Annotated in this window: 11 protein-coding genes; 4 read left to right on the top strand and 7 right to left on the bottom strand. The window is 67.2% G+C overall.

Annotated elements, in window-relative coordinates:
• Nucleotides 1-4 precede the first annotated feature (4 nt).
• From hutH to ABC728_RS01175, 3 genes are read right to left on the bottom strand one after another with little or no spacing between them, the layout of a single operon-like run.
• Complete coding sequence (gene hutH / locus ABC728_RS01185; protein ID WP_416618711.1) at nt 5-1,546, bottom strand: histidine ammonia-lyase; 1,542 nt, start codon at nt 1,544-1,546, stop codon at nt 5-7.
• Nucleotides 1,543-2,751, bottom strand: coding sequence for an imidazolonepropionase (gene hutI, locus ABC728_RS01180; RefSeq protein ID WP_416618712.1), 1,209 nt, complete (start codon nt 2,749-2,751; stop codon nt 1,543-1,545). The genes hutH and hutI overlap by 4 nt, the downstream gene beginning before the upstream one ends.
• Entirely contained in the window at nt 2,741-2,905 is a 165-nt protein-coding gene (locus tag ABC728_RS01175; RefSeq protein ID WP_416618713.1) for a hypothetical protein, read from the bottom strand. Before ABC728_RS01175 ends, hutI begins: the two co-directional genes overlap by 11 nt.
• A 182-nt stretch (nt 2,906-3,087) precedes the next feature.
• On the opposite strand from ABC728_RS01175, the gene ABC728_RS01170 reads away from it, so the two are divergent.
• Both ABC728_RS01170 and hutC read left to right on the top strand, forming a co-directional pair.
• A complete protein-coding gene (locus ABC728_RS01170) occupies nt 3,088-4,443 on the top strand; it encodes a formimidoylglutamate deiminase (RefSeq protein WP_416618714.1) in 1,356 nt (451 codons plus the stop codon).
• The gene (gene hutC / locus ABC728_RS01165) at nt 4,440-5,165 is read left to right on the top strand and encodes a histidine utilization repressor (protein WP_416618716.1); all 726 of its coding nucleotides are present in this window, start codon (nt 4,440-4,442) and stop codon (nt 5,163-5,165) included. Before ABC728_RS01170 ends, hutC begins: the two co-directional genes overlap by 4 nt.
• Here the strand turns inward: hutC and ABC728_RS01160 are convergent, their stop codons facing one another.
• From ABC728_RS01160 to pgmB, 3 genes are all read right to left on the bottom strand, one after another.
• Nucleotides 5,166-6,383, bottom strand: a complete 1,218-nt coding sequence (locus tag ABC728_RS01160; protein WP_416618717.1) for an MFS transporter — start codon at nt 6,381-6,383, stop codon at nt 5,166-5,168.
• 198 nt (nt 6,384-6,581) lie between these two features.
• A complete protein-coding gene (locus tag ABC728_RS01155; RefSeq protein WP_416618718.1) occupies nt 6,582-9,023 on the bottom strand; it encodes a TonB-dependent receptor in 2,442 nt (813 codons plus the stop codon).
• 93 nt (nt 9,024-9,116) lie between these two features.
• Nucleotides 9,117-12,143 (bottom strand): beta-phosphoglucomutase, encoded by a 3,027-nt coding sequence (gene pgmB, locus ABC728_RS01150; protein ID WP_445376300.1) that lies wholly within the window; start codon nt 12,141-12,143, stop codon nt 9,117-9,119.
• A gap of 206 nt (nt 12,144-12,349) precedes the next feature.
• On the opposite strand from pgmB, the gene ABC728_RS01145 reads away from it, so the two are divergent.
• Together ABC728_RS01145 and ABC728_RS01140 are read left to right on the top strand one after the other, a co-directional pair.
• Nucleotides 12,350-13,384, top strand: coding sequence for a LacI family DNA-binding transcriptional regulator (locus ABC728_RS01145; protein WP_416618721.1), 1,035 nt, complete (start codon nt 12,350-12,352; stop codon nt 13,382-13,384).
• Between the two features lie 250 nt (nt 13,385-13,634).
• The gene (locus ABC728_RS01140; protein WP_416618723.1) at nt 13,635-14,438 is read left to right on the top strand and encodes a response regulator; all 804 of its coding nucleotides are present in this window, start codon (nt 13,635-13,637) and stop codon (nt 14,436-14,438) included.
• 45 nt (nt 14,439-14,483) lie between these two features.
• On the opposite strand, the gene ABC728_RS01135 is transcribed toward ABC728_RS01140, so the two are convergent.
• Nucleotides 14,484-14,870 carry a YciI family protein gene (locus ABC728_RS01135; protein ID WP_416618724.1) on the bottom strand — a complete coding sequence of 129 codons (387 nt, stop codon included), beginning with the start codon at nt 14,868-14,870 and terminating at the stop codon, nt 14,484-14,486.
• Nucleotides 14,871-14,954: the final 84 nt, after the last annotated feature.

Raw genomic sequence — 14,954 nt, 5'->3', positions numbered from 1 at the left:
CCCCTCACCTCCCGTCCAGGGCCGGCAGGCCGACCCCGCCATCCGCCACGGCAGACAGCAGGGCACCGCTACGCACCAGCGTCAAGGCCGCCTGGATGTCGGCATGGAAGTAACGGTCGTCGGTCAGGGACGGGACATGCGCGCGCAGCCTGCCGCGCAACGCCTCCAGCACGGCGGAACTGGCCAGGGGGCTGTGGAAGTCGCAGCCCTGCGCGGCGGCCAGATATTCGATGGCCACCACGCTGTCGGCATTCTCCACCATGGCCATCAGCCGGCGGGCGCCATGTGCGGCCATGGAGACGTGATCCTCCTGGTTGGCGGATGTCGGGATGCTGTCCACGCTGGCGGGATAGGCCCGCTGCTTGTTCTCCGACACCAGGGCGGCGGCCGTCACCTGCGGGATCATGAAGCCCGAGTTCAGGCCCGGCCTGGGGGTCAGGAAGGCCGGCAGGCCCGACAGAGCCGGGTCCACCAGCATGGCCAGGCGGCGTTCGGCCAGGGACCCGATCTCGCAAACGGCCAGCGCGATCATGTCGGCGGCGAAGGCCACCGGCTCGGCGTGGAAATTGCCACCTGACAGCACGCTGTCATCCTCCGCGAAGACCAGCGGATTGTCGGAAACGGCGTTGGCCTCCGTCAACAGCGTCTGGGCGGCCTGGCGCAGCAGATCCAGGGCGGCACCCATCACCTGCGGCTGGCAGCGCAGGCAATAGGGGTCCTGGACGCGCACATCATCTTCCCGATGCGAGGCGCGGATGGCGGAACCTTCCATCAGGCGGCGCAGCGTCTCCGCCACGTCGATCTGCCCCTTGTGGCCACGCAGGGCGTGGATGCGCGGATCGAAAGGCGTGTCGGAACCCTTGGCCGCCTCCGTGGACAGCGCGCCGGTGGCCAGGGCCGATCCGTGCAGCCGTTCCGCCTCGAACAGGCCGGCCAGGGCATAGGCGGTGGAAAACTGCGTGCCGTTCAGCAGCGCCAGCCCCTCCTTGGGACCCAGCGCCAGCGGCGACAGCCCGGCCAGGGCCAGGGCCTCGGCCGCCGGCATGCGCCCCCCTTTGGCAAACACCTCGCCATGGCCGATCATGGCGGCCGCCATGTGCGACAGGGGTGCCAGATCGCCCGATGCCCCCACCGACCCCTGCGCCGGCACCAGCGGCAGGATGTCATGCGCCAGCAACGCTTCCAGCAGGTCCAGGGTGGCGGGCCGCACGCCCGATGCGCCAACCCCCAGACTGGACAGCTTCAGCGCCATCATCAGGCGCAGCACGTTTCGCGGCATGGGCTCACCCACGCCGGCCGCATGGCTCAGCACGATGTTGCGTTGCAGCATTTCCAGATCGTCGTCGGCGATGCGCACCGATGCCAGCTTGCCGAAGCCGGTATTCACACCATAGACGGGATCCCCCTTGGCGATGATGCGGGCGATGGTGGCCGCGCTGCGTTCCACGGCGGGGCGGCAGGCCGGGTCCAGCCGGACCCCCGCCCCGCGATAGATGGCACGCCAATCGGCCAGGCCGACCGCACCGGGATGCAGCGTGACGGTCATGAAATCCCCCTGTGGATACGGGCATGCAGGGGGTTGAACCCCATGCGATAGACAAGTTCGGCCGGCCGTTCGATATCCCAGATGGCAAGGTCGCAGGCCTTGCCCGCCTCCAGCGTGCCGATATCGGCCTGGCGGCCAAGCGCGCGGGCGGCGTGGCGCGTGACGCCGGTGAGGCATTCCTCCACGCTCATCCGGAACAGGGTGGCCGCCATGTTCATGGACAGAAGCAGCGAGGTCAGGGGCGCCGTGCCAGGGTTGCAGTCGGTGGCCACCGCCATCGGCACGCCATGGATGCGGAACAGGTCGATGGGCGGCAGATGCGTGTCGCGGGTGAAGTAATAGGCACCGGGCAGCATGACGGCCACGGTCCCGGCCTGGGCCATGGCACGCACCGCCGGCTCGTCCACATGCTCCAGATGGTCGGCCGACAGCGCGCCGCATTGGGCAGCCAGGGCGGCGCCCTGCAGGTTGGAAAGCTGTTCGGCGTGCAGCTTGATGGCCAGTCCATGCGCCTTGGCCGCATGGAACACGCGGCGCACCTGCGCCAGGGAAAAGCCGATCCCTTCGCAGAACCCGTCCACGGCATCGGCAAGCCCATGCTGCGCAACATGGGGGATCATGCTGCGGCACACCAGATCGATATAGGCGTCGTGATTCTCGGCAAATTCCGGCGGAACGGCATGGGCGCCGAGGAAGGTGGTGGCGATATCGACGGGGCGCAGGCCGGCCAGCGCCCGGGCCGCGCGCAGCATCTTCACCTCGTCCTGCAGCGTCAGGCCATAGCCGGACTTGACCTCCACCGTCGTCACCCCCTCGGCCAGCAGCGCATCCAGCCGGGGCAGGGCCTGGCGCAGCAATTCCGCCTCGTCGGCCGCACGGGTGGCCCGCATGGTGGAGACGATGCCGCCGCCGGCCCGCGCGATCTCCTCATAACTCGCACCCTTCAGGCGCAATTCGAACTCATGCGCGCGGTCGCCGGCATGGATCAGGTGCGTGTGGCAATCGATCAGGCCCGGCGTGACCCAGCGGCCTTCCAGGTCGGTGGTCCGGGCGGCATCGAAGGCCGGCGCGTCGGCCGCCGGCCCGGCATGGAGGATGCGCCCATGCTGCGCAGCAATCACCCCATCCTCGATGATGCCCAGCCCGGGAAGGTCGGGGCGCATGGTTGCAAGGCGGGCGCCGGTCCACAGATGGTCAGCGCGCATCGGCCGCCCCCTTCACCCCGTCTTCCCGGCGAAATCCCGGCCCCAGGGGCCAGATGCCCGACCGGACGGCGCCATAAAAGGGCTGGATGACGGGCGCGGCACCGGCCGTCCCCGCTTCCGCGCCCTCGGCAGCCTGACAGGGGGAGACGGTCATCACCGGATGTCCTGAAAACCCGTGCCGCATGTCCGCACCTTACTCCTGGCCATGATCTGTTCATGGGGGCGTCTTCACGCAAGGTCCCTGCCCCCGCGCCCCCCTTCGTCCTTTTTATGTCTATACATAATTCATGTCTATACATTATTCTGAATCCGCGGATTGAATTGGGGGGGATGGGCATGGCCGGGTTCTGGTTTCAGCAGGCGCTGCTGCCGGGCGGATGGGCTGATGGGGTGCGGGTGGAAGTGGGGGACGGGCTGATCTCCACCGTCACGACGGATACGCAGCCGACACCCCCGGATGAACGCCACGCCATCGCCCTGCCCGGCCTGCCCAACCTGCACAGCCACGCCTTCCAACGCGGCATGGCGGGGCTGGCGGAGGTGCGGGGACCGGGTCCCGACAGTTTCTGGACCTGGCGGGAGGTGATGTACCGTTTCGCCCATCGGATCGGTCCGGATGAGATGCAGGCCATCGCCGCCATGGCTTTCGTGGAGATGCTGGAGGGTGGATTCACCCGCGTGGGCGAATTCCATTATGTCCATCACGATATCGACGGCCACCCCTATGCCGACCCCGCCGAGATGGGTGCCCGGCTGGCGGCGGCGGCGGCGGAGACGGGTATCGCGCTGACCCTGCTGCCGGTCCTTTACCAGTGTGGCGGTTTCGGCGGGCAGGCACCGGGCGACGGGCAGAAACGCTTCATCAACGATGTGGACCGGTTCGCCACCCTGGTGCAGGCCAGCCGCAAGGCGCTGTCGGGCCTGCCCGACGGGGTGCTGGGCATTGCCCCCCATTCCCTGCGCGCCGTGACACCGGACAGTCTGGCAGGCGTGCCTGAGCTGGCAGCGGGCGGGCCCATCCACATCCATGTTGCCGAACAGGTCCGCGAGGTCGCCGACTGTCATGCCTGGTCGGGACAGCGGCCGGTGGCCTGGCTGTTCGATCATGCGCCCGTGGATGGCCGCTGGTGCCTGGTGCATGCGACGCACATGGATGCGGCCGAAACCGCACGGCTGGCCGCCAGCGGCGCCGTGGCAGGCCTGTGCCCGATCACAGAGGCGAACCTGGGCGACGGCATCTTCAATGGCCGCGACTATCTGGCGGCCGGTGGTGCCTTTGGCATCGGATCGGACAGCAACGTCCTGATCGATGCTGCGGAAGAACTGCGCAGCATGGAATATGCCCAGCGGCTGGCGCACCGGGCCCGCAACGTGCTGGGCCGCCGGGACGTGCCCTCCACGGGCCGGGTGCTGTTCGATGGCGCGCTGGCCGGTGGGGGCCGCGCGCTGGGACTGACCGCAACAGGACTGGTGAGCGGCGCGCCGGCCGATTTCGTGACGCTGGACGCCGCGCAACCCAGTCTGGCGGCGCGGCGCGGCGACGCGCTGCTCGACGGCTTCATCTTCGCGGGACAGCGCATGGTGGACGGCGTTTGGCGGCGGGGCCGGCGCGTGGTAAGCGGGGGCCGCCACGTCGTGCGCGACGCCGTCGCCGCCCGTTACCGCCTGGCCCTGGGAACCATCCTGTCATGAGTATGGCCGCGAACACCGCCCCGCTTCATGCCCGCATCCGCGCCGATATCGAAGGCCAGATCCTGTCCGGCACCCTGCGCCCCGGCGACCGCATCCCCTTCGAGCACGAGTTGACGGCCCGCTATGGCTGCGCGCGGATGACGGTGAACAAGGCATTGTCCGGGCTGGTGGAAGCGGGGCTGCTGGAACGGCGCCGGCGGGCGGGCACCTTCGTGGCCCGGCCGCATATCCACATGGCGGCCCTGGCCATCCCCGACATCCAGGCGGAGATCGAGAGGCGGGGCCAGCGCTACGGGCTGGAACTGCTGTCGCGCGACGTGCTGCCCGCCACCGCCGTGGACCCGATACGGATGAAGGCGCCGCGCGGCGCCCGGGTGCTGGCCCTGACCTGCCGGCATCTGGCCGACAATGTGCCGTTCGCGGTGGAGGAACGGCTGATCAGCCTGAAATCCGTGCCCGAGGCGGCCACGGCCGATTTCACGTCCATCGCACCGGGTTCCTGGCTTCTCGCCCATGTCCCGTGGACAGAGGCCGAACACCGCATCATGGCAGCGCCCGCCGGCCGGCTGGCCACCGCACTGGGGCTGGACGAGGGGACGGCCTGCCTCGTGCTGGACCGCCGCACCTGGCGCACGGACCAGCCCATCACCCAGGTACGCCAGATCTTCCCCGGCGACCGTTTCGACCTGGTGGCACGGTTCTCCGGTGCCGGCGGGGTCTGATCATCCCGCCCGGGTCCGCCGGTCCAGCAGGAACAGCGTCACGGCGATGACCGCCATCGGCACCAGCGCCATGTAGAACGCCGTCTGCCCGCCCAGCCGGTCGAACAGGAAGCCCGTGACGAAGGAGCCGAAGGTGCCGCCCAGCGCGGAGAACACCACGATCAGGCCCGTCATGGCCGCGTGGTCGTGGCGGGGCAGGGCTGACAGGATGACCGAGTTGATCACGGGGTAGATCGGGGCCATGAACAGCCCGATCAGCGGCAGCATGAAGGCCGCGACGGGGGCCGCGAACCAGTCCGCCTCCGCCATCGGCGTCACCCCCGACGCCAGCGGCAGGGTCAGCAGCACCAGCCCCGCCATGCAGGCCAGGCAGACGGCCAGAAACGGGAACCAGGCCACCCGGCGCAGCGCCACCCCGGCCGACAGCCGTCCCAGCGCGATGGCCGCGGCGAAGATGCTGGTGGCCTGGATCGACATGGCGGCCGGCAGGTGCAGCACTTCCGCATTGAAGGTGGGCAGCCAGGTGCCGATGGCCTGTTCGATCAGCACATAGAGGAAGGCGGACGCCAGGAACACGACAGCGATGGGTGTGGCGGCCAGCCGCAGCATCTGGCCGATGCCGGCCCTGCCCTCCGGCGCCTGCGCCCCGCTTTCATCCAGCGGGGTCGTCGCCCACAGCGCCGCGGTGCCCAGCGCCAGGGCCGACAGGACCCAATAGACATCCAGCCAGCCCGGATCGGCCGGATTCTCATGGTTGACGAACAGGCTGAACAGCCAGTAGCCACCCAGAACCCCCACCATGAACAGCCCTTCGATCAGGTTCGTCAGGCTGGCATGGCCCTGCCGGTCGCGGGTCAGCAGGCCGATGCAGGAATAGGCGGCCACCTTCACCCCGGCAAACCCGACACCGATGCAAAAGAACATCAGCTTCATGGCCCAGAAGGCGGAAAGGAACGGCATGGCAGCCGCCGCCAGCCCTTCCAGCGCCAGGGCGATGATCATGGCCCGGCGATAGCCCAGCCGCGGCAGGAAAGACGCGATCAGGAAGCTGGTGATGGCAATGGGCAGGTCCTTGTATGCCTCCAGCCGCCCGGCCTCCAGCTTGGAGACGCCGAAGCTCTGGATGGATTGCAGGATGACCGTGCCCACCGAATTCAAAAGAATGGCGAAGACGATATAGGTCAACGCCACCGCGACGACAGCCCGCCCATTCCGCATCTTGGCTTTTTCCTTCCCTGGGATGTTCTTGTTGGCTGGCGGGGCCTTTGTCGAAGGGGGAGACATCCCCTTACCATATCCCTGTGATCGTAGCCGATCTCCAGTCCCCGATCGGTTCTGCTCGCCGGGCCCCGGTTACCCTCTTGCCGTCCCCGCAATGGCAAAGGCCCCATCCGCACGGGATGGGGCCTGCACACATCAGAACCGCGTCGCCACCGACATCTTCACGTTCCGGCCGAAGATGGGCCGGCCCAGGAAGACGCCGCCGGTATTGGCCCCGCCGATGATGCGGGTATTGCCTTCCGTCAGGCCAAGCTCGTTCGTCAGGTTGGTGCCGGAAAGCTGGACCGTCACGTTTTCACCGATATCGGCGGAGATGCCGGCATCGACCGTGTTATAGGACGGCAGGCGCTGCGCATTCTCCACATCGGCGAAACGCTTGCCGATGTAATTGTAGCTGGCGAAGACGCGCAGCTTGCCCCAGTCGGTGGGGATGTCATAGCTGGGCGAGAAGGTGAACTGGATTTCCGGCTGGCGCTGCACCTGATTGCCGCTGTTGGCGCCCAGATCCTTATACTCGCCCTTCTGCCAGTTGCCCCGCAGCGCCAGATCCAGATTCTCCAGCGGCGTGACCAGCAGTTCGAACTCGATACCATAGGCTTCGCTGTCGCCGATACGGTTGATCTGCGTCTGGCTGCCATCGGGATTGATGATGAACTGCTGGAAGGGCAGGCCCTTGAAGGTATTGCGGAAGAAGGTGACATAGGCGGCATAGTCGCGCGTGCGCGTCTTCAGGCCGACTTCCTGCTGGTCGATCTTCTGCATCTGGTCCTGCCCGTCGCGCAGATTATCGAATTGCGGGAACTTGAAACCGCTGTTCAGCCGGCCGAAGACCGACATATCCGGCGTCAGGTAATAGTTCACGCCCGCCGTCCAGGAGGTTTCCGTATTCTTATAGGACAGGGTGCGGAAGGTGCCGTTCAGGACGGATGCATTGTTGTTGGCCAGCGTCAGCGGATTGCCGTCCAGATCGACGCCGCCCGACACGTTCTCCAGCGTGGCATTGACCTTCTGCTGCTCCACACGGCCGCCGACATCGATGCGCAGGTCTTCGGTGAGCGCCCATTCATCGGCGATGAAGCCGGCAATGTTCTGGCCGTTATAGATGGCGTTGACCGCGAAGAAGGGGGCCCCCACGAACCCGGCGCGCGTGGCCTGCACGCCATTGTTCAGAGCCACATTGACCAGCTTTGCGTTGGGCGTGGCGGTCATCAGGGCGTTGTTGCCCAGATACCAGACATCCTTCGATGAATAATCGGCGAAATAGGCGCCGATGGTCAGGGTATTGCCCTCGAAGATTTCGCGGCTGAAGCGCAGATCGTCGGTGAAGCTTTCGATATCCTTGTCGACCGACCAGAGGCCGGCCACGATCACCTGCGTGTTCAGGTCGGTGATGGCCCCGCCGCCATTGGCGAAGCTGGCGCTGCCGGCCGTCGCGGCGGAACCGGCGGCGGCCAGCACGGCGGCATTGCCGTTTGCCGACGTGATGGTCTCATTGATGAAACTGCCCAGCGTCTGCGGGTTGGCGCCGGAGAACAGGCCGCGGGTATTCGCCTGGCCGCTCAGGTAGTTCATCTTGTTCGACACGGTCCATTCGCCGAATGTCAGGTCGAAGGTGGCGCCCACGATGCCGGCATCCACGCCGCGCCCCTCGCCGAAATCGCGGGAGATGGACTGGCCCGGCGCCACTTCCAGCACGACATTGCGCAGGTCGTTGCCCAGCAGCGTGCCCTTGCCGGGGCTGAAGCCGGGGAAGGCGCTGACATCCTTGCCGTTATTGCTGCTCATCAACGGAATGGCGGTGTAGAAGGCGTTCTTGTCCTTGGTATAGCGGCCATAGAAGGTCACCTCGCCATTTTCCAGGATCTTGGTGACATTGCCGCTGACCTGGCCACCCCGGTCGGCGGGATATTCGGTGTCGCGGATACCGTCAGAGGTGCGGTAGAAGCCGCCGACGGAGAACAGCAGATCCTGGTCCAGCTTGCCCTGGTAATAGGTGTCGACGCGGTACAGCCCCTCGTCACCCACGGTCAGCTTCATGCTGCCTTCCGGGTTCTCCTTGCCCTTGCGCTGGATGAAATTGATGGTGGCGCCGGGCTGGCCGTTGGAGAAGATGGGCGACGGGCCGCCACGCAGCACCTCCACCCGCTCCACCGTGTCGTCCAGGCGGAACAGGGAACTGTTTTCCAGGAAGGAAAGGGTCGGCGGCGGGAAGATGGCGGAACCATCCAGCTGCACCGTGATGAAGGGCGCATCACCATCGGCCGGGAACCCACGGACGGAAATGTTGGCGCCGGCCGTGCCGCTGGTGCTTTCCACCCACACGCCGGGGACGATTTTCAGGAGGTCGGCCGTGCTGCTCGGCTGCTGTTCGGCGATCTGCTCCGCCGTGGCGGTCGTGATGGAGAAGCTGGCATCCAGCTTCTTCATGCCGTCGGAACGGGCCACACCCGTCACGATGATCTCCTCCAGCATGTCGGCGCCGGCGGCATCCTGTGCGCGGGCAGCCGTCATGGCCGGCATCAGCAGGGCGGCAAGGGCCGCACCCGTCAGCAGCTTCTTCTGATAATTGGCAGTCATAGGGACCTCCCGTATGAGCATCACCCGGATGCTTCTTGTTGATGGGTTGGTTCGGGGGCCGGTGACCGCCCCTGACAAGGGGCGGGTCCGGGTTTAAGCCGGGCGGACGAAGCGGTCCAGCCGGAAGTCGCGGATATGGCCGATGACGGCATCAGCCTCTGTCAGGATGGCGGGATCACCGATACCGACGGCCGGCATGCCGGCCTGCCGGATGGCGGTGATGCCGGCCATGCTGTCCTCGATGCCCAGGCACAGGGGGGCCGGGACATCCAGGGCCCTGGCCACCGACAGGAAGATGTCGGGGGCGGGCTTGGGATTGGGGATGGCGCCCGCATCGGCGACATGGTCGAACAGGTCGATGATGCCGAGCCGGGTCAGCAGGGCGGGCGCGTTGCGGCTTGCCGAGGCCACGCCCAGCTTCAGGCCGGCCTGACGGGCCGACAGCAGCAGGTCGCGCACGCCCTCGAACAGGTCTTCGGGCGTGAAGCGGGCGATCAGGTCCTGGTAGTAGCCGTTCTTGCGGCTGGCCGCTTCCAGCTTTTCCGCCGCAGTCAGCATCTTGCCGGAACCGGCCAGGATACGTTCCAGGCTGCCCATGCGGTCGATGCCCTTCAGCGCCTCGTTCCGTTCCCGGTCGAACGGCACGCCCAGCTCGTCCGCCAGCCGCTGCCAGGCTTGGTAGTGACCTTCCGCCGTGTCGGTCAGAACGCCATCCAGGTCGAAGATCAGGGCCCTGACGGGCGCCGGAAACGGACCCGCGGCGACATGCCGGTCGCTGCCGACGGCCAGCATCACGGCGCCGCCATGATGGTGGATGGTCAACTCGTCGCCGGACAGCAGGCAGTAAGTGGTGCCGGCCGCATCCACGGCCACGCGCAGCCGGCGGCCGCGCCAGCGGATGCCGAATTCATAGCGCGCCCAGCCTGGCGGCAGCACAGGCGCGAACCGCAGTTCCCCGCCTTGCCAGCGCATCCCCCCGAAGCCCCAGGCGACTCCCAGCCAGCTTCCGGCCATGGCGGCCATATGCACCCCGTGGCTGGCATTGCCATGCAGGTCATCCAGGTCGATGCGGGCCGTTTCGGTGAAGTAACGAATGGCCTTATCACTGTCGCCCAGCTCGGCCGCCAGGATGCCGTAAGTGCTGGGAGACAGCGTGCTGTCATGTACTGTTACGGCTTCGTAATAATCAAAGTTCCGCTGCTTCAGGCCACGATCGAACCGGTTGCCGGCCAGCAGCATGGCCAGCACGACGTCGGCCTGCTTGCACACCTGGTGGCGGTAGATGGCCAGCGGATGGTAATGCAGCAGCAGGGGGTACCTGTCCGCCGGCGTATCCGCGAAAGGCCAGACGGGTTTGGAGAGGAAATCATCATCCTGCGGGCTGACCCCCAGATCGGGGTCGGTCGGCAGGTACATGGCCGCGGCGGCCCTTGCCCAGAGCGTCACCTCCGCCGCCGTCAGCCCGATGCGGGTCGCGACGGTGGCCAGTTCCGCAGGGGCCTGGGTCTCCATGCGCCGGTACAGGTCGGCGGCATGGGCCAGATGGGCGGCGGCCATGGCATTGGTGTAGAAGTTATTGTTCACCAATGCGGTATATTCGTCCGGACCCGTCACCTCGTGAATGGTGAAGGCGCCGCCCTTGCGGGCGTTGAAATGCCCGACCTGCGGCCAGATGCGTGCCGTTTCGAACAGCATCTCGGCAGCGTGGGCGTAAAGGAAGGCGCTGTCGCCCGTCGCTTCCTCATAAAGGCGGGTGGCAAAGGCGATATCGGCATTGATATGGTACTGTGCCGAACCGCTGGGATAATGGGCCGAGCATTCATCCCCGGCGATGGTGCGCCAGGGAAACAGCGCGCCGGCACGATGGCCCATGCCGCGTGCATGCGCCCGGGCGCGGTCCAGCCGGCCGATGCGATATTCCAGCATGCGCCGCGCCAGTTGCGGCGCCGTGAAGGCCAGCACGGGCAGAATGAAGGTTTCCGTATCCCAGAAATAATGACCCTCATAGCCTTCGCCCGTCAGGCCCTTGGCCGCGATGCTGGTCGCCCCGTCGCGGCCCGTGGACTGGTACAGGTGGAACAGGTTGAAGCGGATGGCCTGCTGCAGGCCGGCATCCCCCTCGATCACCACATCGGCATCGGCCCAGAACCGGGCCAGATCATCGGCCTGTTCCGCCGCGATCACCTCCCAGCCCGCTTCCTTCGCCGATTGCAGGGTGGCGGCTGCCTCCTGCATCAGGCGGTCTTCCACCGCCGCCCCGTCATTGTCCCTGTCGCCATCGGCCCAGGCATAGGCGGCGAACTTGACCAGCGTTACAACCCCGCCCGGCGCCAGGTCGGCGTGGAAGGCTTGGGAAATGCTGTCCAGTGACAGGAAAGGCTCTTCGGCGGTCAGGCCAGGACCAGCTACATGGTCCTGCCGCAACAGTGCCGTGCGCCGGGAAAGCCGGGCCGTCTGGCGGACGGCAACAGGCCGGCTTTCCGGCAGGATAGGCTGGAAATCGACACCGCCGCTGCCCAGCGACACCCCGATGCGCGGGTCATCACCCTGCCCTTCGGCCCGGCGGCCCCAGCGCAGGTCGGACAGGCAGGTGACGGGCCCCGTGTAATCAATGGACCGGATCGTCAGGCGCAGAGCCAGCAGGCCCGGCCGCGCGAAGCTGACCAGCCGCTCCGTTGCAATCTCCACCGCCCCGCCCTGTGCCGCCATGAAACGGTGCAGGGTGCGCAGGCGGCCCGTGGCCAGATCCAGCTCGCGGGTCAGCGGCGCGTCGGGGCCCGGTGCCACACCGACGGTTTCCCCGTTCAGCACGACGCGGATATGCTTGGCATCGGCCACCGGCACCCGCGTGTCGGTCGTAAAGGCAAAGCCCGTGAATTTCTCGTGATAATGGATGGGCGCCTGTTCAAAGAAGGCGGCCAGGAAGGCGCCATCGGTGGCGCTGTCGATCCCATCCACGCCACCACGAACGCCCAGCGCGCCATTGGCCAGCGCGAACAGGCTTTCGTCGCGCGCCGCCGTCGCCGGATCGAATCCCTGGACACGGATGGTCCAGCCATCCCCTGCATCGGCACGCACGTCACCGGCGCGGACGTGAGAGAGCCTCTCCGCCACGGTCATCCTCCCCGAAATACGCTTGATCCCCGCGCCCTACGCGGTGGTTGGCCTTTAAGCTACCATCAATGATATCGATGTCAAGATATCGATATCATTTTTCTGGCTACGTATGCGGGAAGGGTTGCACGGGGGGTCCCCTCTTGGAAAATGGCGGGCTTCATGCCAAGGTTGCGACCTCCAACCCATTGCGCCAACAAGGTTCCCCCGCGATGAGCAAACCTGCCGCCGAACGGCCCGCCATGCCGGACGCCAAGGCCCCGGCCGCTGCCGGCCGCCTGACCATGGCCGATCTGGCGGAACTGGCGCAGGTTTCCAAGATCACGGTGTCGCGCGCGCTGCGCAACAGCCCGACGGTGAAGCCCGATACGCGGGCCCGCATCCAGGCGCTCGCCAAGGAGCATGGGTACAAGTTGAACCTGTCGGCGCGCAGCCTGCGCCTGCAGCGGTCCAATACCGTGGCGGTCGTGGTGGAGATGAAGCCCAGCCCCGACCGGCCGCTGTCCGACCCGTTTCCCATGGCCCTGATGGGCGGCATCTGCCAGGAACTGACCAGCATCGGCTATGCCGTGGTGCTGACGACGCGGGACGGGGTGCAGGCACCGGCCGTGCAAACGGCGGACGGGATCATCCTTCTGGGCCAGGGCAGCCATGATGAGGCGGTGGCGCAGTTGGCCGATGGCGACGTGCCGCTGATCGTCTGGGGGGCGGAGGCGGCAGGCCACGATTATGTGACCGTGGGGTCCGACAACCGGCAGGGCGGCATCCTGGCCGCCCGCCACCTCCTGTCGTCCGGCCGCCGGCGCGGTCTTTTCCTCGGCGACACCAGCCATGCAGAGATCGAGCAGCGCCACGGCGGTTTCCGCGACGCCCTGGCACAGGGTGGCGGCATCCTGGCGGGAACCGTCTCCTGCCCCTTCGCCATCCAGGCAGGTTCGGATGCCATCGCCGGCTGGATCGATGGCGGGGGCGCCCCGTTCGACTGTCTGCTGGCGGCCAGCGACATGCTGGCCATCGGCGCCATGCAGGCCTTGCAGGAGCGCGGCCTGCCGGTGCCCGAGGCCGTGTCCGTCATCGGCTATGACGATACGCCGCTGGGGGCCTGCCTGACCCCGCCCCTGTCATCGGTCCATCAGGATTGGCAGGCGGGCGGCGAACTGCTGGCGCGCAACATCCTGGCCATGATCAACGGGGAGGATGTGCAGTCGGTCAGCCTGCCCACCCGTCTGGTCGTCCGCGGGACCTGACAGGGACCACCCGCCATCCAAGTACCCTTGTGCATCCGTATAGGATGGCCCGGTGCCCGAGCCCGGGCGTTTCGCGCTATGGACCTGTTTTATAAGTGTTTCCTTCCGGAAAATCATGACGCGCGCTGAAAAGCCTATCCCTCCGCATGAATAGGAGCCCCAACGCCGGTCGGTTAGCGTGAACCCATTGTCGGACAGGACGCCCTGTCCCGATCCGTCAGGGGTGAAGGCAATGCCGGTCGATATCGGAATGATCAAAGCCGCCACGGGAACGGCGCGCCGTTCCATCCTGGTGGTGGATGACATCCAGGCCAATCGGGCCGTGGCCCGGCTGATCCTGGAGGAGGCAGGCTTCGACGTGGGGGAGGCTCTCCACGGCGCCATGGCCGTGCAGATGCAGGTGGCCAGCCCGGCCGACCTCGTGCTGATGGACCTGCAGATGCCGGTGCTGAACGGCTTCGGCGCCACCGAGCGCATCCGCAGGGCCGAGAGCGTGGCGGGCCGGGCGCGGGTGCCCATCCTGGCCGTCACGGGCGTCACTCATGGCGGCATCCGCGAGGAATGCTTGGCCCGCGGCATGGACGACCACCTGCCCAAACCCTACGAGCCGGGCCAGTTGCTGCGCCTGGTGGTCCGGTGGACCGGGTTGCCGGTGCAGGGCGGGAACGGCGACTGCACAGGGACGACCAGCCAGGACCTGGATGAGCGCAAGCTGCTTGATCTGGCCGCCGTCCTGCCGGAACGGCTTTTCATCGAGCTGATCGGCGATTTCGTCCGTATCGGGCTGGAACAGGCCGACGCCCTGGCCCGCGCGGCGGCCGACGGGCGCGTCACGACCGCCCGCACCTTGCTGCACGATCTGGTGGGGACGGCCGGCAATGCCGGGTTGATGCTGGTCTCCCGGCGGGCGGGGGAAACCCTGCATCAGTTCCGGACCGGGCGGAACGAGGCCGGCCTGGCCGATGCCGCCGCCCTGGCCGTCCTGTCGGCCTGCGGCTGGCGCCTGCTGCGCGACCGGCTGCTGGACCGGTCGGCGATGCGCGCGGCCGGCTGATCCCCTAGCCCCAGGCCCCGGCCCTGGCCACCCCCGGCAGACCGGTCAGGCAGGGGTCCCCGGCACCATGATCTCCGCGAAATCCTCCATTTCGTAGAGGGGGCGGATCTCGATCTCGCTGGGTCCCGGCATGGGATTGGGGCAGCGTTTCACCCAGGCCACGGCCTCTTCCATATCCTTCACCTGCCAGAGCCAGAAGCCGGCGACCAGTTCGCTGGTGGCGGCGAACGGGCCGTCGATCACGCTGCGATCCGCTCCGTTGAAGGCCACGCGGCAGCCGTTTGCGGAGGGTTTCAGCCCGTCGCCGGCCAGGATGATGCCGGCTTCGGCCAGTTCGGTGTTGAACCTGCCCATGGCTTCCAGCAGGTCGCCGGGGGGCATGAGGCCGGCTTCGCTGTCCGCGGTCGCCTTGACGAGAACCATTACGCGCATTGTCGTGATCTCCTTTGCCAAAAGGTCCGGGCCGCGTGCCCTTTCCCTCCCCAGGACGTGCCGGCCGCCCCGGCACCGACAAGG

The sequence above is a fragment of the Niveispirillum fermenti genome, assembly GCF_052474395.1.
This window is presented reverse-complemented; position numbering and strand designations above follow the sequence as displayed.

Bases quoted from the DNA above. Each gene is read 5' to 3' on its own strand.
- ABC728_RS01155 (WP_416618718.1), bottom strand. From the start codon at position 9,023: ATGACTGCCAATTATCAGAAGAAGCTGCTGACGGGTGCGGCCCTTGCC.
- ABC728_RS01170 (WP_416618714.1), top strand. From the start codon at position 3,088: ATGGCCGGGTTCTGGTTTCAGCAGGCGCTGCTGCCGGGCGGATGGGCT.
- hutC (WP_416618716.1), top strand. From the start codon at position 4,440: ATGAGTATGGCCGCGAACACCGCCCCGCTTCATGCCCGCATCCGCGCC.
- hutI (WP_416618712.1), bottom strand. From the start codon at position 2,751: ATGCGCGCTGACCATCTGTGGACCGGCGCCCGCCTTGCAACCATGCGC.
- ABC728_RS01140 (WP_416618723.1), top strand. From the start codon at position 13,635: ATGATCAAAGCCGCCACGGGAACGGCGCGCCGTTCCATCCTGGTGGTG.
- pgmB (WP_445376300.1), bottom strand. From the start codon at position 12,143: ATGACCGTGGCGGAGAGGCTCTCTCACGTCCGCGCCGGTGACGTGCGT.
- ABC728_RS01175 (WP_416618713.1), bottom strand. From the start codon at position 2,905: ATGACCGTCTCCCCCTGTCAGGCTGCCGAGGGCGCGGAAGCGGGGACG.
- ABC728_RS01145 (WP_416618721.1), top strand. From the start codon at position 12,350: ATGAGCAAACCTGCCGCCGAACGGCCCGCCATGCCGGACGCCAAGGCC.
- ABC728_RS01160 (WP_416618717.1), bottom strand. From the start codon at position 6,383: ATGCGGAATGGGCGGGCTGTCGTCGCGGTGGCGTTGACCTATATCGTC.
- hutH (WP_416618711.1), bottom strand. From the start codon at position 1,546: ATGACCGTCACGCTGCATCCCGGTGCGGTCGGCCTGGCCGATTGGCGT.
- ABC728_RS01135 (WP_416618724.1), bottom strand. From the start codon at position 14,870: ATGCGCGTAATGGTTCTCGTCAAGGCGACCGCGGACAGCGAAGCCGGC.